This window comes from Haemophilus paracuniculus, assembly GCF_002015115.1.
GTDB lineage: Bacteria > Pseudomonadota > Gammaproteobacteria > Enterobacterales > Pasteurellaceae > Haemophilus_E > Haemophilus_E paracuniculus.
On record NZ_MUYA01000003.1, the window covers coordinates 51,693 to 76,450 of the forward strand.

Consider the following 24,758-nt stretch of genomic DNA (forward strand, 5'->3'; position numbering starts at 1 on the left):
CACTATCTTATTGATTTGAAACTGCTTTTTGCAAGCCAGCCATTTTGATGATGAGCTGTTGAGCCGCTTGCTGATACATATCTTTCATAATCATTTCACGTTCTGCCGATTTGGCGAGTGCCGCACGAGAGTCGTCAAAAAATGAACGATAAACAGAAACTTCAAGCGGGTAAGCCCCTTTATTTGGCATATCCACAATCGCTTGAACGTGTAGGGCTAAACTTTTTTCTGCCTCACGAGCCTGTTTGAACACGGAAACCACACGGCTTTCCGATGATGTGCCGACTAAGCGTAATTTTGCCACACCCGCTTGGCGATCAACGATTTTGACATCGTTCAATAAGAGTTGATTACGCAAAATTCTGGACATTTCGCTGTATTGATCGGCACTTTCAAACGAGAGGGTGCGTAATTCAGGCGGAAGTTGTTCGCCGTTCTTGAAATGCCAACCGCAAGCGGTCAGGAATAAGATGAGCAGTAGAGAGAGTTTTTTTAACATTGTTGATCCCTTTTGGATTAAAAACAAAAAGCAAAATGAACAAAGGCGAGGGCAAACCTCGCCTGATAATTAGCCTTTTACCACAAAATTCAACATTTTGAACGGAATGTAGATTTCTTTCACGATTTCTACGCCGTCTAAGAATTTTGCCACGTTGTTGTCGGCTTTTGCTGCCGCTTTGACTTCGTCCTCGCTAGCGGTGGCTGGCACGGTAACTTTGCCACGCACCTTTCCGTTGACTTGCACCACCACGAGTTTTTCGTCTTCCACCATTGCGGTTTCGTCTGCTTCCACCCACGGGGCGAAGTCGATTGAGCTTTCGTTGCCCAACGCTTGCCACAATTCAAAGCAGATATGTGGTGTGATAGGGTAGAGCATACGCACCACCGCACTCAACGCTTCCGCCATAACCGCTTTGTCTTGATCGCTTTCGAGGCTGGCTTTGGTAAGTTTGTTCATCAATTCCATAATCGCCGCAATCGCGGTATTAAAGGTTTGACGGCGACCAATGTCATCGCTCACTTTGGCAATCGTTTTATGCACATCACGGCGAAGCTCTTTTTGGGCTTTGGTTAAAGTGGTCGGATCGAGGGCGACTTTTGCAGGATCTTTGCGGTATTCATACACCAAATTCCACACACGCCCTAAGAAACGTTTCGCCCCCTCAACGCCCGATTCTTGCCATTCGAGGGTCATTTCCGCTGGCGAAGCGAACATCATAAACAGACGAACGGTGTCCGCACCGTATTTTTCCACCATTTCTTGTGGGTCGATCCCGTTATTTTTCGATTTCGACATTTTGGTCATACCTGTATGCACCAATTCACGCCCCTCTGGGTCGGTGGCTTTGATGATACGACCTTTCTCATCACGCTCTAAGCTCACTTGGGTTGGGCTAACCCAAATTCGTTCATTGGTTGGGCTGGTGTAGTAGAACGCATCGGCTAACACCATTCCTTGACACAACAATTTGGTGGCTGGCTCATCGCTATTCACTAAGCCTGCATCACGCATCAATTTGTGGAAGAAGCGGAAGTAGAGCAAGTGCATTGTGGCGTGTTCGATACCACCGATATATTGATCGACAGGTAACCAATAGTTGGCTTCCTCGCTATCGAGCATTCCCTCGTTAAATTGTGGGCAGGTGTAGCGAGCGTAATACCACGAAGATTCCATAAAGGTGTCGAAGGTATCGGTTTCACGCAAGGCAGGCTTACCGTTGTAGCTGGTTTTCGCCCATTCTGGATCGGCTTTGATTGGGCTTTGTACGCCGTTCATCACCACATCTTCTGGCAAAATCACTGGCAGATCCGCAAGCGGCACCGTTACCACTTCGCCCTCTTCGGTGGTCATCATTGGGATTGGCGCACCCCAATAACGTTGGCGAGAAACGCCCCAATCACGCAAGCGGAAATTCACTTGACGTTTACCCACGCCCATTTGTTCGAGTTTATTCGCTATGCCATTAAAGGCTTCATCAAAACCTAAGCCGTCAAATTCGCCCGAATGGATCAATTTTCCGTGTTCCGTGAATGCCGCTTTTGAGAAATCCCATTCGGCATCATCAAGCGGTGCGATTACTTGTTTAATTGGCAAATTGTATTTATTCGCAAATTCAAAATCACGCTCATCGTGGGCAGGCACTGCCATTACTGCCCCTGTGCCGTAGTGCATTAACACGAAATTTGCTACCCAAACTGGCACTTCTTCGCCTGTAAGCGGGTGGATGGCGAATAATCCTGTCGCCATACCTTTCTTTTCCATTGTGGCAAGTTCTGCTTCCGCCACTTTGGTGTTTTTCGCTTCTTGAATAAATTGAGCGAGTTCAGGATTATTTTCCGCCGCCATTGTCGCTAATGGGTGAGCCGCCGCCACCGCCACATAGCTTACGCCAAAGAATGTATCTGGACGGGTAGTGTAAACAGGCAAAGTCGCATTTGAACCTGCGATCTTAAAGGTAATTTCCACCCCTTCGGAACGCCCGATCCAGTTGCGTTGCATTGTTTTCACTTGATCTGGCCATTGCGGTAAATCGTCAAGGCTATTCAGTAACTGCTCGGCGTAATCGGTAATTTTGATAAACCATTGCGGAATTTCACGCTGTTCCACAGGGGTATCACAACGCCAGCAACAGCCCTCGTGAACTTGCTCATTCGCCAACACCGTTTCATCGTTCGGACACCAGTTCACCGTTGAGGTTTTCTTGTAAACCAAGCCTTTTTTATACAACTCGGTAAAGAACCACTGTTCCCATTTGTAGTATTCAGGACGGCAAGTGGTAACCTCACGATCCCAATCGTAAGAAAAGCCCAACACTTTGAGCTGATTTTTCATATATTCGATATTTTCGTAAGTCCACTTGGCAGGGGCGGTATTATTTTTGACCGCAGCCCCTTCCGCAGGCAAGCCGAATGCGTCCCAACCCATTGGTTGCAACACATTTTTGCCGATCATACGCTGATAACGAGAAACCACATCGCCAATGGTGTAGTTACGCACGTGTCCCATATGCAAACGACCAGACGGATACGGCAACATCGACAGGCAATAATATTTCTCTTTGGTTACATCTTTAACGGCTTTAAACACCTTATTTTCAGCCCAGTATTGTTGAACCTTCGGCTCAATCTCACTCGGGCGATACTGCTCTTGCATAGTCATACCTTAAATTTAATCGAAAAAAATTGTGCTAAGGATACCGTAAAACGGGCTTTTTTTGAATTACAAGCGGTTGGATTTTTGCGATTTTTTCAAATAAATGTGGACAACCCATAAAATTCTTTTGCTTTATTAATTAAAATCAAACCTATTGCTAGAACGATTTAGCCAAAATAGAGTACAATCCACCCCGTTTCAATTTTGACAAAATAGAGGAATTTTTATGCTTAATTTATCGGCACAAAATATCTGCCTGAACGCAACGGCACAAAGCAAAAACGAGGCGATTTCCCTCGTGGCGAAAGGGCTGGTGGCGAACGGCAATGTGGCACAAGGCTACGAAGCAGGAATGTTGGCTCGTGAGCAGCAAACCAGCACCTTTTTGGGCAATGGGATCGCCATTCCCCACGGCACGTTAGACACCCGTGATTTGGTGCAACAAACGGGCGTGCAGATCTACCAATTCCCACAAGGGATCGAATGGGGCGAGGGCAATATCGCTTATGTGGTGATCGGGATCGCCGCCAAATCAGACGAACATCTCGCCCTGTTGCGTCAGCTCACCACCGTCCTCAGCGATGAAGCCGCTGCCGAAACCCTCGCCAAAACCCAAGATCTCAACCTGTTCATTCAAACCCTCAAAGGCGAACAAGCCAAACCAGCCATTACAAGCGGTCTGATTTCATTAAATATCGACAGCAACAGCTTGCTCACCCTTTGTGCGATTAACGCCGCCAACTTGCAAGAGCAAGGCTATGTGAACCAAGCCTTTATCGCCGAAGCGATTGCTCAACCTGCGTTATCGCTTGGTAACGGCGTATGGCTTAACGATAGTGGTATCGGCAACCTCGCCAACGGCGTGGCGGTGGCTCGTGCGGTGTCGCCGTTCCTCGTCAATCAAAAATCGGTGCAAACCTTGATTACCGTGTCTGCCGTAGATGAAAAAGTACAACCGTTATTGGCGAAATTACTCGATAAAAATACCCAGCAACAATTTGCCACCGCATCAAGCGAGCAGATTTTAGCCCTGTTCGGCACGGCGGAAACGACTAACGAAATTTCGCAGAATCCTACCCCTTGTAATCAGGTGATCGGCACATTTACGGTGCGTAACGACAACGGTTTACACGCTCGCCCAAGTGCGGTGTTGGTGCAAACCTTGAAGCCGTTTGAAGCGAAAGTGACGGTGGAAAATTTAGATCGCCAAACCGCCCCAGCCAATGCGAAAAGCACAATGAAAGTGGTGGCGTTAGGGGCGAGCCAAGCCCACCGTTTACGCTTTGTCGCCGAAGGGGCAGACGCTCAACAAGCGATCGAAGCCCTCGCGAAAGCGTTCGCCGAGGGCTTAGGCGAGGAAGTGAGCTTTGTGCCGAGCGTAGAAGATGTGATCGAACAAGCTCAAGCACAAGCGGCCAGTTCCGAGCAAAATTCTGCACCGCAAGCGAACGCCGAGGGGCAATTTGAAGCGACTTTCACCATTCAAAACGAACACGGCTTACACGCTCGTCCAAGTGCGGTGCTGGTCAATGAAGTGAAAAAATATAACGCCACCATTGTGGTGCAAAATCTCGACCGCAACAGCGAATTAGTCAGTGCGAAAAGTTTGATGAAAATCGTGGCGTTAGGCGTGACCAAAGGCACTCGCTTGCGTTTTGTGGCGACAGGCGATGAAGCGGAAAAAGCCCTCGCAGGCATCGGCGAAGCGATCGCCGCAGGCTTAGGCGAAGCGGCTGGTTCGCACGATTAAGGGGGCAAAATGAGTTTACGCATTGCAACTGTAACCCTTAACCCTGCGTTGGATTTGGTCGGGCGTTTGGCTCGGATTGAAATTGGCGAAGTGAACACGGTGGAAACCCTCGGGCTTTACCCCGCGGGCAAAGGGATCAACGTGGCGAAAGTGCTTGCCGATCTCGGCACGAAATTGACCGTTACGGGCTTTTTGGGCGAAGAAAATCAGGGGGATTTTGTCCGTTCGTTCGAGCAAAACGGCTTGACCGACCAATTCCAACGAATTGAGGGCAAAACCCGCATCAACGTGAAAATTACCGAAACCGAAGCGGACGTAACCGATCTCAACTTCTTAGGCTTTGAAATCGCCCCCCAAGCGTGGGCGGATTTCGTGGCACAATCGGCACAATGGCACAATCAATTTGACCTTGTGGCGGTATGCGGATCATTGCCGAGAGGGGTATCGCCACAACAGTTCGCCGACTGGCTACAATCCTTGCACAATCAAGGCTTGAAAGTGGTGTTAGACAGCAGTAATCAAGCCCTCACTTACGGCTTAAAAGCTCAGCCGTGGTTGGTAAAACCGAATCGCCGCGAGCTAGAAGTATGGGCAAACCGACCGCTTGCTACCCTCGATGAAGTGATCGCCGCCGCCCAAGAATTACGTTCGCAAGGGATCGAAAACGTGATCATCTCAATGGGCGAACAAGGCTCAATTTGGCTCAACAGCGAAGGCGTTACCCAAGCCCAACCGCCCCGTTGCGAAAACGTGGTTAGCACCGTAGGGGCAGGCGACTCAATGGTGGCAGGCTTAATCTACGGCTTATCCCAAGGCTGGGACAAAACCCAAACCCTCGCTTTCGCCAGTGCCACCTCCGCCCTCGCCGTATCCCAAAGCAATGTCGGCATTAGTGATCGACAGGTGTTAGAGGATATTGAGGCAAGAGTGAAAATTACGGCACTTTAATTTGCCCTCTCCCTCCGAAAATCCTACGGATTTTCTCCTCCCTCTCCCACGAGTGGGAGAGGGGTTTAAATTTAGGGCAAGACAAAAAACTCTCTCCCACTTGTGGGAGAGAGACAGCGATAAATACGTTCAGTATTTATCGCAGAGAGAGGGAACAAGCGGTGTGATTTCCGCAGATTTTTGCAATGTACACCCCTCTTTGAAAAAGAGGGGCAGGGGGAGATTTTAGCGATCTTAAATCTCGTACGAGCGTGATTTGAGCTGACAAATCTCCCCTAACCCCTCTTTACTAAAGAGGGGAACTGAACTAGCAAGGGGTAGGATTTTTGAAAATTTCCCCATTTCAAAAAATAATTTTATCAACTCAAACAGGAACTCAATATGAACATTTCCTTTGTATTTCCTTCTCAACTCGGAAAGGCGAAATCTTTCTTAGTGAATGAAGTGCTATCCGCTGCGGCGAAACAGCAGGGGCATAGAGTGGTGTCTGTCGAGCAGGCAGATTTTGTGGTGCTTTTTGATGAGCAAGTGCCAGCCAATGTGGTGGGTAAGAAAGGGGCGACCCTTTCCCTCGAACAGGCGTTCGCTCAGCCTGAAAATGCGATTGAACAAGCGGTGCGTTCTTCGCAAATTTTTGCACAGGCAACCACCCCAGCGGTGGCGGCTGGCGGTGTGAAAAATATCGTGGCGGTTACCGCTTGTCCGACTGGGGTGGCTCACACCTTTATGTCGGCAGAGGCGATTGAAAATTACGCCAAAGCCCAAGGCTGGAACGTGAAAGTCGAGACCCGCGGTCAAGTGGGGGCGGGCAATCCGATTTCGGCGGAAGAAATTGCGGTGGCGGATTTAGTGTTCGTGGCGGCGGATATTGATGTCGATTTAGACAAATTCAAAGGCAAGCCGATGTATCGCACCTCAACGGGTTTGGCGTTGAAGAAAACCGCCCAAGAATTTGAAAAAGCCTTTGCGGAAGCGAAAATCTATCAAGGCGGGGCGACCACCGCCCAAGCGGAAAGTGCGACCACCGAGAAAAAAGGTGTGTACAAACATTTGATGACAGGCGTATCCCATATGTTACCACTCGTGGTTGCAGGGGGCTTGTTGATCGCCGTTTCCTTTATGTTTGGGATTGAAGCCTTTAAAAATCCGAACATCGCAGGCGGTTTGCCAACGGCGTTAATGGACATCGGCGGTGGTGCGGCATTTAAATTGATGATTGCGGTGTTCGCAGGTTATGTGGCGTTCTCGATTGCCGACCGCCCTGGGCTTGCCGTCGGTTTAATCGGCGGTATGCTCGCCACCACCGCAGGGGCGGGGATTTTGGGCGGTATCGTGGCAGGTTTCCTCGCAGGTTATGTGGTGAAATTCCTGAACGACATCATTAAATTACCCCCAAGCCTGACCTCGTTAAAACCAATCTTGATCCTACCGCTATTAGGCTCGGCGATTGTCGGTTTGGCGATGATCTACCTGATCAACCCACCAGTGAAAGGCTTAATGGATAGCCTTGTAAACTGGCTCAACTCAATGGGGCAGACCAACGCAATTATTTTAGGCGTGATTTTAGGGGCGATGATGTGTGCCGATATGGGGGGGCCGATCAACAAAGCGGCTTATACGTTCGGCGTGGGCTTGATCGCTTCGCAACAATACACTCCAATGGCGGCGGTAATGGCGGCAGGTATGGTTCCCCCAATTGGTATGACGATTGCGACCTTACTCGCTCGCCGTAAATTCACCACCAACCAACAAGACGCAGGCAAAGCCTCGTTCGTGTTGGGCTTGTGCTTTATTTCGGAAGGGGCGTTGCCATTCGTGGCAGCTGACCCAGTGCGTGTGATCGCCAGCTCAATCATCGGCGGTGCAACCGCAGGGGCAATCTCAATGAGCCTCGGCATCACCCTACAAGCCCCACACGGTGGTTTATTCGTGATCCCATTCGTTTCACAACCGTTAATGTACCTCGCGGCAATCGCCATCGGCTCAGTGGTAACGGGCGTGATTTATGCGGTAATCAAACAAAAAGCGGAATAATCCTGCGGTAATTTCCACAAAAAACCTCTCAGAGTTGAGAGGTTTTTTATTTCTCGGGAGAATTTTAAAAATTTTGTCAAAAGACACTGCCTTGATTTTAGCCCTTATTCACTTGTTCTGCCGTTGGCTTTCTTCGCTTGCCGATATTTTTGGTGTCTTTATGGCGGATTTTCACTTTTTTCTTTTCCGCCTCTTTTTTGTCGGCTTTTTTCTGTTTAATGCGAGCCTTTTGCTTTTTGGTTACGCTGTTGTTTTCGCCGTCTTTCGGGGCTTTGGTGCGGGGTTCTAAGCCTTCGATAATACGGGCTTTTAGAGCTTCGTCCGTGTAGCGTTTGATTTTGCCGAGTAGCTTGTAATCGTGAGCTTCCACCAACGACACCGCCGAACCTTTTTTGCCCGCACGGGCGGTGCGTCCGATACGGTGCAGGTAGGTGTCGGCACTGTATGGTAGGTCAAAGTTGATCACAAAATCCACATCGTCCACATCAATCCCCCTCGCTGCCACATCGGTGGCAACTAGCACGTTCACCATGCCCTCTTTGAGGCGAGTAATCGCTTGATTGCGTTGGGTTTGTGCCATTTCGCCCTCTAAATAAGTGGAACGAATGCCCCTTTTGCGTAGGGTTTCGCTCAATTCACGCACGCTTTCACGGCGGCGGACAAACACAATCGCCCGCTCAATTTCAAATTCGCTGACTAAGCGAGCCAATAATTTGGTTTTATGTTCAAGGCTGTCGGCGTGGTAGTACCATTGTTGGATTTTCTTGCGTTCACGGCGGCTTGGTTCGGCATCGACCTGCACTGGGTCATTGAGCAAGCGGTCGGCAAAATCGGCTAATAATTCGCCCTCTAAGGTGGCGGAAAAGAGCCAAGTGTGCTTACGCCAGCGAGTTTCGGCGGCGATTTTTTCGGCGGTCTGCCCGAAGCCCATTTGCAACATTCGATCCGCTTCGTCAAAAATCAAAATTTCCACCGCACGGCAGTCAAAATTTTCCTCTTGAATATATTGCAACAAACGCCCCGGCGTGGCGACCACCAGATCTTGATTGCTGTTAAACACCTCGCCGTGATTTTGGTAGGCAACGCCCCCCGTAATGGTGGCAATGCTCAGTTTAGTAAATTGGGCGAGCTGTTCCGCCTGTTCCGCCACCTGCATTGCCAATTCACGGGTTGGGGTTAAAATCAAAATGCGTGGTGCGCCCGGTTTACGGCGAGGGTAGTCGAGCAAATGCTGAATCGCAGGCAACAAAAAGGCGGCGGTTTTACCCGTGCCAGTCGGGGCTGAACCGAGCAAATCACGCCCTTCCATTGCAACGGGAATGGTCTGTTGCTGAATGGCGGTCGGGCGTTGATAGCCCTTGTGGGCTAAGGCTTTCAGTAATTCGGGGCTTAAATCTAAATCTTCAAAGGTTGGGATTTGGCTCATTGTTGTTCTCAAATGTAGTTATGATTTGGCTAAAATAAAATCGACCGCCATTTTGGAATGTAAGGTGGCGGTGTCGAAAAAAGGCAGTTCGCAATCGGCTTGTTGAATCAGTAAGCCGATTTCGGTGCAACCTAAAATCACCCCCTCTGCCCCCTGCTGTTGCAAGCTGCGAATGGTGTCGAGGTAAAAGGCTTTCGATTGCGGGCGAAATTCGCCAACGCATAATTCTTCAAAAATAATGCGGTGGATCTCTTGTTGAACGCTTTCGGCTGGCACAAGGGGCGTAATGCCACGAGCCTGCAAACCGTTTCGGTAAAAATCGTCCGACATCGTAAACGCCGTGCCGAGCAGGGCGACTTGGTGTAAATGTTGAGCTTTAATGCTGTCGGCGGTAATGTCTAAAATATGTAAAAACGGCACGGAAATCGCTTGCTGGATTTGGTCTGCCACCTTGTGCATTGTGTTGGTAGCAAGCAAAATGCCTTCCGCCCCGATTTGTTCTAACTTACGGGCGTAATCAGCTAATAATTCGCCTGCTTTGTGCCATTCGCCCTGTTTTTGATATTGCACAATCTGTTCAAAATTGACACTCGCCAGCAGTAACGGGGCGGAAAAATTGCCGCCACATTGTTGGTTAATTTGGCGGTTAATTTCGTTGTAATAGGTGGCGGTGCTTTCGGGGGACATTCCGCCTAAAATGCCGAGGGTTTTCATTCTGTTTCCTATAAATAAAACGCCATTACCACCGCATTTTCCCGTTTGCCGTCTGGGGTGGGGTAGTAATTTTTGCGGACGGTAACCTCGTTAAAGCCGAGAGCTTGGTAAAGGCGTTGGGCGGTGTGGTTGCTTTGTCGCACTTCTAGCCACAGGGTTTGCACGGCGTTTTCCGCGAGTTGCGAAATTAACGCCGAAAGTAACCGCTTGCCAATGCCTTGCCCTTGAAAATCGGGATCGACCGCAATGTTGAATAAGGTCGCTTCGTCTAGCACCATCTGGCAAATGGCGAACGCCACGATCTTGCCGTTTTCGCTATATTTGAGGTTGAGATAACGCTCGCCTTGATTGTTGAGCAACGTGCCTTTGGTCCACGGTACAAGGTGAGCGGCTTGTTCAATTTCAAACAGGCGATCAAAATCCGCAGGCTCAATCGGGCTAATCATTCGTTTTCCTCAAAATGGTGGCAAAATGGTTGCATTTGTTGCCAAAGTTGGCGTTTTTGGCTGGATTTTGCGAGATCTTGCCAACTTTGATGATGCCAAATGGTGTGATCGGCAAATTTTTGGCGGAATCTCACCGCTTGATCTTCGCCCATAATCAGCCAAAAAATCGGTTGATGATCAAAATGTAGTCGCAACGACTGTTCCAAATCGCCATAAAAATAGTAGTTCGGTTGCAGTTGCAAGGTGCGTAAAATATCTTGAAACAGACCGCTTGTTTGGCGATTTTCCTCGCTCACCACCACCAATTTCACCTGCGGATCAAGCCGAATTTGGGCATCGCCTTTCAGCACTTGCGGTTTGGCAAGCACCCATTGCGGAATGTTCATTTCGTGTAGCAATAAATCTCGGCGGTTCATTTTTGAAATAGACAAGGGCAGTCGGACAATAGATAATAAGCCCCAAATTATCCATTATCCCTCGTAAATTCGCAATGATGAAATTAGAAAGTGAAGTTTTGGCACGCCATTTGCCCCTGTTCGCCAACAAATCGGTGCTGTTATTTGGCGATGTGCGAGACCATTTCGCCGCCGAAATCCGCCCGCTGGCAAAAAGTGTCGCGGTGTTTAGCAGTTATTTTGATGTAGCACGTTTCGATCCAACCATTGAATTTGGCATTGATTGCCACCTATCCGCCGATCTCGGAGTCTTTTATTGGACAAAAAACAAACAAGAGTGCCAATATCAACTGCTGCAATGGCTTTCAGAAGCCTCAATCGGGCAGGAATTGTTGGTGATCGGCGAAAATCGTGCAGGGGTGCGTTCAGTGGAAAAAATGCTCGAACCCTTTGGCGAGATCGGCAAAATCGACTCGGCGCGCCGTTGTGGGCTTTACCATTTCAAATTGGATCAAGTGCCAGCGTTCGATCGCCAAAAATTCTGGAAATCCTACCGCTTGCAAAGCCTCAATGTGTTCGCCCTGCCTGCGGTGTTCAGCTCGGCGGAACTGGACGGCGGCACGCAGTTGCTACTTTCCACGTTCCACAAGGAAGATCGCCTAAACGGAAAAGTGCTGGATCTCGGCTGCGGGGCGGGCGTGATCGGGGCGAGCCTCAAACAGCAATTTCCGCAGATTGAGATCACGATGTCCGACATTCACGCAATGGCGATTGAATCTAGCCGCTGCACCCTTGTGGAAAATCAACTCTCGGGCAGAGTGGTGGCGAGTGATGTGTTTTCGCACATTGACGAACGTTTTGACCTGATCGTCTCAAATCCCCCGTTCCACGACGGCATCGACACCGCCTACCGAGCGGTGCAAGAGCTGATCACCCAAGCCAAAAATCACCTCAACCGCGGCGGCGAATTACGCCTTGTCGCCAACGCTTTCCTACCTTACCCCGATCTACTCGACCAAGCCTTTGGCTCGCACAAAGTGCTGGCGAAGTCGAGTAAGTTTAAGGTTTATTCGGTAAAAGTTTGATTCAGCAAGGGGGCGGATTTTTAAAAATTTCCCCAACCAAAACACTAATAACAAAAATGCTGAATTAGCTTCCGTAGCAAATCCCTTGTCGGTTCGATAAATTGGCTATCTAAAAACTCATCGGGTTGGTGGGCTTGTTCGATTGAGCCAGGTCCTAGCACGAGGGTAGGGCAGAGTTGTTGAATAAAGGGGGCTTCGGTGCAGTAATTGACCGCTTCGCATTTTTCGCCGAGCAGTTTTTCCACCACTTGCACCACTTGGGCGGAATGTTCGCATTCGTAACCTGGGATACCCTCGTGCAAGGCTCGGATTTCGATCCGATCCCCATACTGCTCGATCAGCGGTCGCAGATGTTGATGCACCAATTCGTTCAGAGCATTGAGATCTAAATTCGGCAGCGGTCGTAGATCAAACTGCAATTCGCAACAGGCACAAATGCGGTTGATCGCATCGCCGCCGTGGATATTGCCGAAATTCATTGTGGGATAAGGTACTTGGAACAGCTCGTTGTGATATTTTTCCCGCAATAGATCCCGCATTTTCATCAGCTCGCTGGTGGCGTGGTGCATTACTTCAATCGCATTGATCCCACGGTCGGGATCGCTCGAATGCCCGCTTTTTCCCGTGATTCGCACCGCTTGTCCGATATGCCCTTTGTGGGCTCGGATTGGTTGTAGCGAAGTCGGCTCGCCGATAATCGCACAATCGGGGCGAATGTGGGTGTGTTGGGCGAAGGTTCTCGCCCCGAGCATTGTGGTTTCTTCATCGGCGGTGGCGAGAATGCGTAACGGCTTGCGTAAATTTTTCAGATCAAGCTGGCTGACCACATCCACGATAAAGGCGAAAAAGCCTTTCATATCCGCTGTGCCTAAGCCGTAGAATTTGCCGTTTTTTTCCGTGAGTTGAAACGGGTCGAATGTCCATTTGCCTTCGTCAAACGGCACGGTGTCCGTGTGCCCTGCCAATAATAAACCGCCTTTGCCCTCGCCGTATGTGGCGAGTAGGTTATATTTCTCTCGGCTTCCCTCGACTTTGATGATCTCTGTTTTAAAGCCATAATCGGCTAACCAACTGGCGAGAAGATCGATTAACGGCTTGTTGGATAAATCTTCACTCGCCACAAGGCTGCTAATGGTTGGCATTGCAATCAGTTGGCGGTAACGTTCGGTAAATTGCATTGTTCCCCCTTATAGTGGCAGCGGTTTGCGTTGGGCAATCGCAAAGCCTGCCAAAATTTCCCAAATCATAATGGTATAAATGCTGATTCGTTCTAACATCGGGCTAAATTCGCTTTGCCAAAAGAGGGTCGTGATCACGCTAACAAAGCCGATAAAGCCTGCGATTAAGCTATATTTTTTGAAGTAGGCGAGTTTTGGATTTTTCAGCTCTAAGCCCGTAATTAGCAGGGTTAAGTTGCCGAATAAAAAGGTCAAACTTGCCCCCATACTTTGCAATCCGCCTGCGGTAAATTTGCCCCCTTTTGAGGTGGCGATTAGCATACAGCCCACCGAGAAGAACAAGGCGAATAACAAGCCGAACAAGCGGTATTTTCGGTCGGAAATATGGGAAATCCCCAAGGCATAAAGGAAGAAAAACAGTAAGGATTGAAACACAAATTGCGAATTCATTACCAACCAAAGGGGCGAGAGGGTAATCTCTTTTTCCTCAATCACTGTGCCGACTGGGGTTAATAATTCTAAGGTGGAATGGCGGAAGTAGGCGGTTAATCCCGCCTCGCTAAAACTGGCGGTAATCAATTCGCCAAACAGATAATAGACCCCTAAAAAAGAGGCAAGCACCGCCAAACATTTGAGGAACAACGCACAACTTTTGCGAAAGCAAGGGTGCATTAAAAAAGGATAAACGGCAACGCCGAACGAACCGTCTTTAAAATAGGTATGCACTTTGTGCGAAATTTCCGCCGCTTTATTCAGTAGGCGAGTAATTTGTGGATGATTGACCAGATTTTTAGCCCATTGCATATTGATCTTCTTATGATGAAAAGCGAAAAAGGTAAGAGATTAAGGAGCATAATTTACCACAAAAAGCGGCGGCGTGAATAATCAAATTTTTTAGGCAACATCGCCGTTGCAAGCGGTCAGATTCCCTAAAATTTTTCTTATTTTGTTGGCTTTTAGCTTTCATCTTCGCCGATGTTCTACTAAAATATCGCCATTCTTTTCCCGATCATCAACCTTGAATGAAACTCAACATTCCAACCTACCTCACACTGTTTCGAGTGGTGCTGATTCCGCTGTTTGTGATTGCTTTTTACCTGCCCGTCAGCTACGCCCCCGAAATTACCACGTTGATTTTTTTTATTGCCTGCATTACCGACCTGTTTGACGGCTTTCTCGCCCGAAAATTAAACCAAACCACCCGCTTGGGGGCGTTTTTAGACCCCGTGGCAGACAAAGTATTAGTGGCGATTGCGTTGGTGTGTGTGGTGGAATATTACCACGTCTGGTGGATCACCATTCCCGCAGGGATTATGATTTCCCGCGAAATCATCATTTCCGCCCTGCGTGAATGGATGGCAGAACTCGGCGAACGTGCCAGCGTAGCGGTATCCATTTGGGGAAAAGTCAAAACCACCGCCCAAATGCTTGCCCTCGGAGGCTTGCTCTGGCGACAAAGTTTCGCAATGGAAGTGCTTGCCTTTATCCTACTCTATGTCGCCGCCATTTTAACCCTGTGGTCAATGTTCCAATACCTCAAAGCCTCGAAGCAGAGTTTGCTGAAACCTTAAATCTTCGTTCTAATCGGGGCATAATTGTTCAACATTTTAGTGAAAATGCTCGAACAATTTCCCCGTCATTTTGCGTTGAGCGATTTCGTTAATTTCAAGAACGATTTGTACTGTTTGAGCTTGCGAAGCAAGCGAGTTTACAAATCGTTCGTAGAAATTAGAAATCGGCGAAACAAAAGCAAAATGTTCGGGGTCGCCTTTCTTTTGGTTACTTTTCTTTGGCGAAGCAAAGAAAAGTAACAATCTTAAACAAGCGGTAAGATCTTAAATTTTTTTTATAAAACAAAATATGACCACCACCTTCGATCCCAAATCCTTCCTCGCCGATGTTCCCCACCTACCAGGTGTGTACCGAATGTACGACAGCAAAGGCACGATTATTTATGTCGGCAAGGCGAAAGATTTGAAAAAACGGCTGTCGAGTTATTTTCGTAGCCAGTTGGCGAGCCGTAAAACGGAAGCCTTGGTCGCCCATATCGCCCATATTGAAACCACTATCACTCACTCGGAAACTGAGGCGTTACTGCTCGAACATAACTACATCAAGGAAAATCAGCCGAAATATAACGTGCTGTTGCGTGATGATAAATCTTATCCCTATATTCTGCTGACCAAACATCAACACCCTCGCATTGTCAGTTTTCGTGGCTCGAAAAAGGTAGCGGGCGAGTATTTCGGTCCTTACCCCAACGCAGGGGCGGTGCGGGAAACCTTGAATTTGTTGCAAAAATTGTTCCCGATTCGCCAATGTGAGGATAGCTACTACAAAAACCGCTCTCGCCCCTGTTTGCAATATCAAATCGGGCGTTGCCTCGCCCCTTGCATTGAGGGCTATTGCACGCAGGCGGAATACGATCAGCAGGTGCAATTTGCCCGACTTTTCTTGCAGGGCAAGGATCAGCAGGTGATCGAGCATTTGATCCAAAAAATGGAAAACGCCGCCGAAAATCTGGATTTTGAGGGGGCGGCTCGCTTTCGGGATCAGATACAAGCGGTGCGATCCGTGCAAGAAAAGCAGTTTGTTTCCAACGAGCGGCTGGACGATCTCGACATCATTTCCATTGCCTATCAACACGGCATTGCTTGTGTGCATATTCTGTTTGTACGACACGGCAAGGTACTGGGCAACCGCAGCTATTTCCCGAAAGTGCCGAACAATACCGATTTAACCGAGCTTGCCGATACCTTCGTGGGGCAATTTTATTTGCAGATGAACCAACATCGCACCGTGCCGAATCAAATTGTGATCGACCAACCGTTGAGCGAAGCGGTGGCTTTGGCACAATTATTGAGTGAACAGGCAGGGCATAAAGTTACTATTCAAGACAAGGTGCGAGGCGAAAAAAGCCGTTATCTCGCCCTTGCCAAAACCAACGCGGAAGTGGCACTCGCCCTGCAACTCAAACAAGAGAGCCAAATTCAGGCACGCTATCAAGCCTTGCAAGAACTGTTGCAACTGCCTGAAATCAAGCGAATGGAATGTTTTGACATCAGCCACACAATGGGCAATCAAACGGTGGCGTCCTGCGTGGTGTTCGACCAAAACGGCATTTTGAAATCCGATTACCGCCGTTTCAACATTGAGGGCATTACGGGCGGCGATGATTATGCGGCAATGGAACAGGCGTTGCTGAAACGCTACGACAAACCGCTTCCGCCCGAAAAAATCCCCGACATCATTTTTATTGACGGTGGCAAAGGGCAGTTAAACCGAGCGTTGGCGACCTTTGAAAATTTGAAGGTGGAATGGGACAAACGCAAGCCGTTGCTGATTGGCGTGGCGAAAGGGGTGAAACGCAAGGCAGGGCTGGAAACCTTGATTATCAGCAAGTGGGATAAAGAAATTCACCTACCGCCCGACAATCTGGCGTTGCATTTGATCCAACAAATTCGAGACGAAGCCCACAACCACGCGATTACAGGACACCGCAAAAAACGCCAAAAAGCCTTTACCGAAAGCGGTTTAGAAGCGATTGCAGGCGTGGGGGCAAAACGCCGCCAAGCCCTGCTCAAATACCTCGGCGGAATGCAAGGGGTCAAATCCGCCACCCTCGAAGAAATCCAATCCGTCCCGGGTATTTCCAAAGCACTGGCGGAAGTGATTTTTGATACCTTGCAGAATGAGTAGAGAAATTTTCAAAATCCCACCCCTTGCAATGATCGCTAACCTTCCACTCGGTTAATCAAAAACTGGGTCAGTAACGGCACGGGTCTGCCCGTTGCACCTTTTGTCACACCCGATTTCCACGCTGTGCCTGCGATGTCGAGGTGTGCCCAGTGGTATTTTTTGGTGAAGTTTGACAGGAATTGCCCTGCGGTGATTGCACCGCCCAAACGTCCGCCGATGTTGGCGAGGTCGGCGAAGTTGGATTTGAGCTGTTCTTGATATTCCTCGCCGAGGGGTAATCGCCACGCTTTGTCGTCCGCTTGTTCAGCGGCGTTGAGTAGCTCGTGGGCGAGTGGGTTGTGGGTGGACATCAATCCGCTGTTGTGCGAGCCGAGGGCGATCATACAAGCCCCCGTGAGGGTGGCGATATCGATCACCAATTCTGGCTCAAAGCGTTCCACATAGGTTAAGGTGTCGCAGAGTACCAAACGCCCCTCGGCGTCGGTGTTCAACACTTCCACGGTCAAGCCCGACATTGTGGTCAGAATATCGCCAGGGCGGTAAGCGTTGCCGTCCGCCATATTTTCGCAACCAGCCAACACGCCGATTACATTGAGCGGTAAATTCATTTCGGCAATCGCTTTCATCGTGCCGTAAACAGACGCCGCACCGCCCATATCGTATTTCATTTCGTCCATACTCTCGGCAGGTTTGATCGAGATCCCGCCCGAATCGAAGGTTAGCCCCTTGCCGACCAACACAATCGGTTTGGCATTTTTGTCGGGGTGATTTTTGTATTCGATAATCGACATAAACGCCTCGTTGTGGCTGCCACGCGAGACGGCAAGATAGGCGTTCATTCCCTCTTTCGCCATTATTTTTTCATCAATAATGGTCGTTTTGATCGTGCTGTACTCTTTTGCCAAACCTTTGGCAAGTTCGGCAAGATAGGCGGGGTTGCACACATTTGGCGGGCAGTTCGCCACATTTTTGGCGAAATTCACGCCACAAGCCACCGCTTTGCCCTGCTCAACGGCTCGTTCCGCTTCGGCAAGTTCTTTGCGATTTGCCACGTTGAACACCATTTTTTTCAGCTCACGGCGAACTTCGGGCTTAATGCTTTTGAAATCGTTGTAGGCGTAAAGGCTTTCGTGGATCGCCTCAATCGCAAAACGCACGTTCCAGTAGGTTGAACGCCCTTTGACGTGCAATTCGGTCAAGAAACTGACCGCTTCCATTGAGCCAGTTTCCTGCAACACTTGCACCGATTTTTGGATAATTTGCTTATATTGACGCTCGTTCAGCTCACGCTCTTTACCACAGCCGACCAGTAAAACGCGATCCGCCAACACATTCGGCACGCTATGCAATAGCAAGGTTTGCCCTGCTTTGCCCTCTAAGTATCCCCGTCTTAACAAGCCACTCAAATAGCCCTCGCTCAGTTGGTCGAGTTGCTCGGCAGCGGCGGATAAACGGCGGCTTTCATACACGCCCACCACCACGCACGCGGTGCGTTGTTTTTCAACGCTACCATTTTTTACACTAAATTCCATAATTCCTCTCGTGATTTTTTGGGTTGAAAAGGGTATCATTACGCTTTTTGCAAGCGGTCGGATTTGACAAAATTTCCGCAAAACCCACCGCTTGCAAGCCTGCTAAAACTACCCCCTTGCACAAAAATTGCAAGTGATAAATTGTAAAAATGAGAATTTTATCGTGATTTTAAGTCGTTATCTCACCAAAGAGATCTTTAAGAGCCAAATTGCTATACTTTTCATTCTGTTAATGATCTTCTTTTTTCAACAATTAGTGCGAGTGTTGAGTTCTGCCGTGAGCGGCAAAGTGCCGACCGATTTGGTGGTTAGCCTGCTCGGGCTGGGAATGCCCGCCCTCTCGCAACTGATTTTGCCGATTTCCCTTTATTTTGCTCTGGTGCTGACCTTAGGGCGATTCTATGCGGAAAGTGAAATTACCGTAATGCGAGCCTGCGGTGTGGGGCAACGTTTATTAGTGAAAGTAGCGTTGTTTTTGTCGATCTTTACCACCGCCCTTGCGGTTTACAATGCCTTTTGGCTAACCCCGTGGGCAACCAATAAACAGAGCGAAATGCTTGCGGAAGCCAAAGCCAATCCCCGTTTTAGTGCGTTGAGTGCAGGTCAATTTATGACCGCAGGGGGCTATGTGCTGTTTATTGATAACATCACGAATAACAAAATTAACGATATTTTCGTGTTCCAGCCGACTCAACAGAAGAAAAATCGCCCGTCCGTGGTGGTTGCTGAATCGGGCGAATTGCAAGGCTTACCGAATGGTGATCAACTGCTCACCCTTGAAAATAGCACCCGCTACGAGGGCACGCCAAAAACGGCGGACTTCCGAATTTCCCGCTTCGACACCTACACCGCCTATTTGGGCTATCAAGATGCAAACTCGGACGAAAAATTAGTGCAACGTGCCGATTTCAACACCCTCTGGAAAGATAATTCCAAAGAGGCAAAAGCGGAATTTCAGTGGCGATTAGCCTTGATTTTCGCCGTGCCGTTACTCGCTTTAATCGCCGTGCCATTAAGTAGCGTAAACCCTCGTCAGGGGCGATTTGGCAAAATCGTGCCAGCGATTTTGGTCGGCTTAATTTACTTTTTATTGCAAAGTTCCCTCAAATCTTCGGGGGCTTCGGGCAAAATCGACCCAACCCTGCTAATGCCGTTGGTGTCGGTGGGCTTTTTGTTGCTCGGTATTTTGTTGAACTCTTGGGATAGCAAATGGATGTCGAAATTGCGTTATGCGTTTTCAAGTAAAAAGGCGGTAGCATAAGATGAATGTTTTAGAGCGTTATATTAGTCGCACCATTTTAGCCTCAATTATGATGACCCTGCTTTTCCTGATCGGAATGGGCGGGATCATAAAATTTATTGAGGAATTTCGTGATGTGGGCGTGGGGAAATATGACGGCTTGCACGCCGCTTACTACACCCTTTTAACCATTCCGAAAGATATTGAAACCTTTTTCCCGATTGCCGCACTGATCGGCTCACTGTTGGGCTTAGGGCAACTCGCCAGCCGTAGCGAATTGGTGGTAATGCAGGCTTCGGGTTTTTCCCGTTTTCGGATCGGGTTAGCGGTAATGAAAACCGCCATTCCGCTGGTGATTTTAACAATGGTAATGGGCGAATGGGGCGTGCCGCAAACGGAACAATTTGCTCGTAATATGCGTTCAATCGCCCAAAGCGGTGGCTCAATGCTTGCCACCAAAGGCGGCTTTTGGGCGAAAGACGGCAATCAATTCGTTTACATCAACCGTATCAATAACGAACGGAATTTGAGTAATGTGTTGATTTACCAATTTGATCAACGTGAGTTGAAATCAATGTTACAGGCCAAAAGTGCCACCTTTGATAACAACCAATGGACGTTAAAAGGCGTGGAAAAAGCGGTGATTAGCCCTGAAAAAATCGAACAACGCAAAGAAAAAGATCAGAAATGGCAAACCAGCCTTACCCCGAGCAAATTGGGGGTCGTTTCCCTCAAACCAGAATCCCTTTCGATTTCGGGCTTGGCGGATTATGTCGGCTTTTTGAAAGATACGGGGCAGGATTCCAAGCGGTTTGAAATTACCTTTTGGCGGAAACTTTTCCAACCGATCTCAATGGCGGTAATGATGTTATTGGCGATCTCGTTTATTTTCGGGCCACTACGCAGTTCCACCACGGGGGCGAAAATTGTGATCGGCATTATGGCGGGCTTTGCGTTCTATGTGGCGGACATCGTATTCGGCAACATTAGCCTAATTGTGTCGTGGCTGCCTGTGCCAGTCGGGGCATTGATTCCAAGTTTCATCTGCCTTGCGATTGTCTGGTGGCTACTCGCCAAAAAACGAGATTAAGATGATTAGCCGAGCCGAATTATTGGATTACGCCCGCCAACAATATGGCGTAGAACCCGATTATCCGTGGCAAAAATTTCCCGATTATGCGGTGTTACGCCACTCAAACAAGGGCAGAAAGTGGTTCTGCCTGATTGCCACCATTCCTGCCGAAAAACTCGGGCTTTCCCCCGATCTCGGCAGGATTGAAATCGCCAATTTCAAAGGCGAACCCGACTTAATCGGCAACCTACGCCAAGACGAAGGCATTTTCCCCGCCTACCATATGAACAAAGAGCATTGGTTTACCCTCAAACTCGACAGCCCATTCCCCGCCGAACAGGTTTACGCCCTAATGGATTGGAGCTATCGGCTGACGGCATAACAAGGGGTAGGATTTTACGAAATTTAAAAGAAAGGATGCCAGCGTGGCGTCCCTACGTAGGGTCGCGATGCTCGCGACCCCATACATTTGATGAAATAAGCACATTTTCCCATAGCCCAAACAAGGAAACCCAACCCAATGACCCAACCCCGTTTTGTACATCTTCGCACCCATAGTGATTTCTCGATGATTGACGGTTTGGCGAAAGTCAAACCTTTGGTAAAAGCCTGCGTGCAGAATAATATGGTCGCAATGGCTCTGACGGATTTCAGCAACTTTTGCGGTTTGGTGCGGTTTTACGGCGAGGCGTTGGGGTCGGGCGTGAAGCCGATTATCGGGGCGGATATTTTGGTGCGAGCCGAGCCGAACAGCGAAGATCGCTTTGAGCTGACCTTGCTCGCCAAAAATAACAAGGGCTATCACAACATTACCCTTTTACTTTCAAGGGCTTACCAGCAGGGCTATGTGGATTTGCCTGTGGTCGAAAAGGAGTGGCTGGCGGAACTGAACGAGGGGATTATCGTGCTGTCGGGCGGTCGCAATGGCGATGTCGGGCGAGCCTTACTCAAAGAAAATCAAGCCGAGGCGGAACAATGCCTTGCCTTTTATCAACAACATTTTGCCGACCATTTTTACCTTTCCCTTTGTCGCACAGGGCGACCTGACGAAGAAACTTACATCAAACAAGCGGTGGCTTTCGCTCAAAAATTTGCCTTGCCGTTGGTGGCGGTCAATGATGTGGTCTTTTTGCAGGCGGACGATTTTGACGCCCACGAAATTCGGGTGGCAATCCACGACAGTTATACCTTAGACGATCCCAAACGCCCAAAAAAATACTCGCCGCAACAATACTTCCGTAGCGAGGCAGAAATGTGCGAGCTGTTCGCTGACTTGCCGAATGCGATTGAAAACACCCTCGAAATCGCCAAGCGTTGTAATGTAACTATCCGCTTGGGCAAAAACTTCCTACCGAAATTCCCGACAGGGGATTTATCAGAGAGAGATTTCCTCGTCAAAAAATCAAAAGAGGGGCTGGAAGAACGACTCGAATTTCTGTTCCCCGATCCCGAAGAACGCCAAAGCAAGCGGTCGGTTTACGATGAGCGTTTGCAAGTTGAGTTGGACGTGATCAACCAAATGGGCTTCCCTGGCTACTTCCTAATCGTAATGGAATTTATCCAGTGGTCGAAAGATAACGATATTCCCGTCGGGCCGGGGCGTGGCTCGGGGGCGGGTTCGTTGGTGGCTTACGCCTTGAAAATTACCGATGTTGATCCCCTTAAATTTGATCTGCTCTTTGAGCGTTTCCTTAATCCTGAACGGGTGTCGATGCCCGATTTTGACGTGGATTTCTGTATGGACGGGCGAGATCGGGTGATCGAACACGTTGCCGAAACCTACGGTCGTCAGGCGGTGTCGCAGATTATTACCTTCGGTACAATGGCAGCAAAAGCGGCAATTAAGGACGTGGCTCGTGCCTTGGGACATTCTTACAGCTTTGGCGACCGCTTGTCGAAGCTCGTGCCATCAGCCCCAGGGACGACCTTAGATGATGCCTTTGAAGCCGAACCAAAATTACAAGAATTGTATGACAGCGATGAAGATGTACAAGGCGTAATTGATATGGCTCGCAAGCTGGAAGGGGTTACCCGTAATGCAGGTAAACACGCAGGGGGCGTGGTAATATCCCCGACAACAATTACCGATTTTGCCCCACTCTATTGCGACAGCGAAGGCTTGCACCCCGTTACCCACTTCGACAAAAACGACATCGAACAAGCAGGGTTAATCAAATTCGACTTCTTGGGCTTGCGGACGCTCACGATCATCAAATGGGCGTTGGAAATGATCAACGCTCGCCTCGCCAAAGAGGGCAAGGAAGCAGTGCGGATCGAGAGCATTCCGTTAGATGATCCGACCGCTTTCGCCCTGTTGCTCAAAGCTCAAACCACCGCCGTGTTCCAGCTGGAATCAACGGGGATGAAAAAGCTGATTATTGATCTACAACCTAATAACTTTGATGAAATCATTGCGTTAGTGGCATTATATCGCCCTGGTCCGAGAGATGCTGGAATGATTGATAACTTTGTTGCCCGTAAACACGGTAGAGAACCTGTTTCTTACCCTGATGTTCAATATCAGCACGAATGGTTAAAGCCGATTTTAGAAGCAACTTACGGCATTATTGTTTACCAAGAACAGGTAATGCAGATTGCCCAAGCTCTGGCGGGCTACACCCTCGGTGGGGCGGATGAATTACGCCGTGCGATGGGTAAGAAAAAGCCCGAAGAAATGGCAAAACATCGTTCAATATTTGAACAAGGGGCGGTTAAAAAAGGGGTGGATGGCGAGTTGGCGATGAAAATTTTCGACCTCGTGGAAAAATTCGCAGGCTACGGCTTTAATAAATCCCACTCAGTAGCCTATGCGTTGGTTGCTTACCAAACACTATGGCTCAAAGCCCACTACCCTGCGGAATTTATGGCGGCGGTAATGACCTCGGAACTGGACAACACCGATAAAATTGTGGGCTTTTATGATGAATGTCTCAATATGGGCTTAACCGTTGTGCCGCCTGATGTAAATACAGGTAAATACCATTTTAGCGTGAATGATAAAGGTGAGATCGTTTACGGCTTAGGGGCGATCAAAGGGGTGGGCGAAGGCCCTGTTGAGGCGTTGCTTTCCGCTCGTGCAAGGGGTGGGATTTTCAAAGATTTATTCGATCTTACCGCTCGGGTCGATATTAAGAAAATCAACCGTCGCACCTTTGAGGCGTTAATTAAGTCAGGGGCGTTCGACAAACTTGGGCCACACCGTGCCGCCCTAATGAAAAATTTGGAAGATGCCCTCAAAGCCTCGGATCAGCACAACAAAATGGAAGAATTGGGGCAAAGCGATATGTTCGGCTTGCTGACCGAAACCCCCGAAGAAGTGCAACAAGCCTACGCCAATACGCCGAAATGGACGGAACAGGTGGGGTTAGAGGGCGAAAAAGAGACCCTCGGGCTTTATTTGAGTGGACACCCCGTTGGGCGTTATCTCAAAGAGTTAAACCATTACGCTTCAACCCGATTGAGTGAATTAGAACCTTTACCGAAAGGGAAAACGATCACGGTGGCTGGACAGGTGATGTCTTATCGAGTGGTTCCCACTAAACAAGGTACTAATCTCGGCATTGCCACCATTGATGATCGCTCGGGTGAGAAGGAAATCACCCTCTTTTCCGAAGCATTGGAAAAATATGGCGGTCTAATACAGACCGATGACATTATTATCGTTACAGTCTCGGTATGGGAAGATAAGTTTAGAGGTGGCTTAAAAATAGCTGCGAAAGAGCTAATGACCCTCGACCAAGCTCGTAGCCAATATGCGAAAAGTTTGGCGTTAGCGATCAGCCAAGATCAACTCACGCCAACCTTTATCAAGCAACTCAAAGAGATCATCGCCCCCCACAAAGACGGCACGATCCCACTGCATTTCTACTACCAAAGCCCCGCAGGACGAGCCTTGCTCAAAGGCGGTATCGAGTGGCGGATTACCCCAAATGACGCAATGATCGACCAGCTCAAAAATATGCTCGGGGAAAATTCGGTGGAATTGGAATTTGAGTAAAAAAATCCCTTGACCCTGTTTTACCTACATAATAGTAGGATTTTGTTGAGATATGACCGCTATTAAAAAATTGATGAGTAATGAGAGA

The 24,758-nt window shown here is 48.8% G+C and carries 20 protein-coding genes; 10 read left to right on the forward strand and 10 right to left on the reverse strand.

What is annotated here, in order from left to right:
• Positions 1-7: 7 nt before the first annotated feature.
• Entirely contained in the window at positions 8-499 is a 492-nt protein-coding gene (gene lptE / locus B0187_RS01935; RefSeq protein ID WP_078236185.1) for an LPS assembly lipoprotein LptE, read from the reverse strand.
• Positions 500-568: 69 nt separating this feature from the next.
• Positions 569-3,154, reverse strand: a complete 2,586-nt coding sequence (gene leuS / locus B0187_RS01940) for a leucine--tRNA ligase (RefSeq protein WP_078236186.1) — start codon at positions 3,152-3,154, stop codon at positions 569-571.
• Positions 3,155-3,380: 226 nt separating this feature from the next.
• Between leuS and fruB the strand changes: the two genes are divergently transcribed.
• The 3 genes from fruB (at position 3,381) to B0187_RS01955 (ending at position 7,886) form a co-directional block, all read left to right on the forward strand.
• On the forward strand, positions 3,381-4,904 hold the full coding sequence (gene fruB / locus B0187_RS01945) for a fused PTS fructose transporter subunit IIA/HPr protein (RefSeq protein WP_078236187.1): 1,524 nt from the start codon (positions 3,381-3,383) through the stop codon (positions 4,902-4,904).
• A gap of 9 nt (positions 4,905-4,913) precedes the next feature.
• The gene (fruK, locus tag B0187_RS01950) at positions 4,914-5,852 is read left to right on the forward strand and encodes a 1-phosphofructokinase (RefSeq protein WP_078236188.1); all 939 of its coding nucleotides are present in this window, start codon (positions 4,914-4,916) and stop codon (positions 5,850-5,852) included.
• Between the two features lie 381 nt (positions 5,853-6,233).
• On the forward strand, positions 6,234-7,886 hold the full coding sequence (locus B0187_RS01955; protein ID WP_078236189.1) for a fructose-specific PTS transporter subunit EIIC: 1,653 nt from the start codon (positions 6,234-6,236) through the stop codon (positions 7,884-7,886).
• Positions 7,887-7,983: 97 nt separating this feature from the next.
• Here B0187_RS01955 and srmB read toward each other — a convergent pair whose 3' ends face one another.
• From srmB to B0187_RS01975, 4 genes are read right to left on the reverse strand one after another with little or no spacing between them, the layout of a single operon-like run.
• Entirely contained in the window at positions 7,984-9,312 is a 1,329-nt protein-coding gene (srmB, locus tag B0187_RS01960) for an ATP-dependent RNA helicase SrmB (RefSeq protein WP_078236190.1), read from the reverse strand.
• Positions 9,313-9,330: 18 nt separating this feature from the next.
• Positions 9,331-10,026 carry an aspartate/glutamate racemase family protein gene (locus B0187_RS01965; RefSeq protein WP_078236191.1) on the reverse strand — a complete coding sequence of 232 codons (696 nt, stop codon included), beginning with the start codon at positions 10,024-10,026 and terminating at the stop codon, positions 9,331-9,333.
• An 8-nt stretch (positions 10,027-10,034) separates the two neighbouring features.
• Positions 10,035-10,472, reverse strand: a complete 438-nt coding sequence (gene rimI, locus B0187_RS01970; RefSeq protein WP_078236192.1) for a ribosomal protein S18-alanine N-acetyltransferase — start codon at positions 10,470-10,472, stop codon at positions 10,035-10,037.
• Entirely contained in the window at positions 10,469-10,888 is a 420-nt protein-coding gene (locus tag B0187_RS01975; protein ID WP_078236281.1) for a DNA polymerase III subunit psi, read from the reverse strand. The genes rimI and B0187_RS01975 overlap by 4 nt, the downstream gene beginning before the upstream one ends.
• A 74-nt stretch (positions 10,889-10,962) precedes the next feature.
• Between B0187_RS01975 and rsmC the strand changes: the two genes are divergently transcribed.
• The gene (rsmC, locus tag B0187_RS01980; RefSeq protein WP_078236193.1) at positions 10,963-11,952 is read left to right on the forward strand and encodes a 16S rRNA (guanine(1207)-N(2))-methyltransferase RsmC; all 990 of its coding nucleotides are present in this window, start codon (positions 10,963-10,965) and stop codon (positions 11,950-11,952) included.
• 44 nt (positions 11,953-11,996) lie between these two features.
• On the opposite strand, the gene argE is transcribed toward rsmC, so the two are convergent.
• On the reverse strand, positions 11,997-13,130 hold the full coding sequence (gene argE, locus B0187_RS01985) for an acetylornithine deacetylase (RefSeq protein WP_078236194.1): 1,134 nt from the start codon (positions 13,128-13,130) through the stop codon (positions 11,997-11,999).
• A gap of 9 nt (positions 13,131-13,139) precedes the next feature.
• A complete protein-coding gene (locus tag B0187_RS01990) occupies positions 13,140-13,934 on the reverse strand; it encodes a hypothetical protein (protein WP_078236195.1) in 795 nt (264 codons plus the stop codon).
• A gap of 218 nt (positions 13,935-14,152) precedes the next feature.
• Here B0187_RS01990 and pgsA point away from each other — a divergent pair, with 218 nt between their 5' ends.
• Positions 14,153-14,701 carry a CDP-diacylglycerol--glycerol-3-phosphate 3-phosphatidyltransferase gene (pgsA, locus tag B0187_RS01995; RefSeq protein WP_078236196.1) on the forward strand — a complete coding sequence of 183 codons (549 nt, stop codon included), beginning with the start codon at positions 14,153-14,155 and terminating at the stop codon, positions 14,699-14,701.
• 36 nt (positions 14,702-14,737) lie between these two features.
• Here pgsA and B0187_RS10225 read toward each other — a convergent pair whose 3' ends face one another.
• Positions 14,738-14,944, reverse strand: a complete 207-nt coding sequence (locus B0187_RS10225) for a hypothetical protein (RefSeq protein WP_158078214.1) — start codon at positions 14,942-14,944, stop codon at positions 14,738-14,740.
• 46 nt (positions 14,945-14,990) lie between these two features.
• On the opposite strand from B0187_RS10225, the gene uvrC reads away from it, so the two are divergent.
• Positions 14,991-16,829, forward strand: coding sequence for an excinuclease ABC subunit UvrC (gene uvrC, locus B0187_RS02000; RefSeq protein ID WP_078236197.1), 1,839 nt, complete (start codon positions 14,991-14,993; stop codon positions 16,827-16,829).
• Between the two features lie 35 nt (positions 16,830-16,864).
• Here uvrC and pepA read toward each other — a convergent pair whose 3' ends face one another.
• Complete coding sequence (pepA, locus tag B0187_RS02005) at positions 16,865-18,361, reverse strand: leucyl aminopeptidase (RefSeq protein WP_078236198.1); 1,497 nt, start codon at positions 18,359-18,361, stop codon at positions 16,865-16,867.
• 163 nt (positions 18,362-18,524) lie between these two features.
• Here pepA and lptF point away from each other — a divergent pair, with 163 nt between their 5' ends.
• From lptF to dnaE, 4 genes are all read left to right on the forward strand, one after another.
• Positions 18,525-19,622 (forward strand): LPS export ABC transporter permease LptF, encoded by a 1,098-nt coding sequence (gene lptF / locus B0187_RS02010; RefSeq protein WP_078236199.1) that lies wholly within the window; start codon positions 18,525-18,527, stop codon positions 19,620-19,622.
• A 1-nt stretch (position 19,623) separates the two neighbouring features.
• Positions 19,624-20,691 carry an LPS export ABC transporter permease LptG gene (gene lptG / locus B0187_RS02015; protein ID WP_078236200.1) on the forward strand — a complete coding sequence of 356 codons (1,068 nt, stop codon included), beginning with the start codon at positions 19,624-19,626 and terminating at the stop codon, positions 20,689-20,691.
• A 1-nt stretch (position 20,692) separates the two neighbouring features.
• Positions 20,693-21,055, forward strand: coding sequence for an MmcQ/YjbR family DNA-binding protein (locus B0187_RS02020; RefSeq protein ID WP_078236201.1), 363 nt, complete (start codon positions 20,693-20,695; stop codon positions 21,053-21,055).
• A gap of 138 nt (positions 21,056-21,193) precedes the next feature.
• The gene (dnaE, locus tag B0187_RS02025; RefSeq protein WP_078236202.1) at positions 21,194-24,670 is read left to right on the forward strand and encodes a DNA polymerase III subunit alpha; all 3,477 of its coding nucleotides are present in this window, start codon (positions 21,194-21,196) and stop codon (positions 24,668-24,670) included.
• Positions 24,671-24,758: the final 88 nt, after the last annotated feature.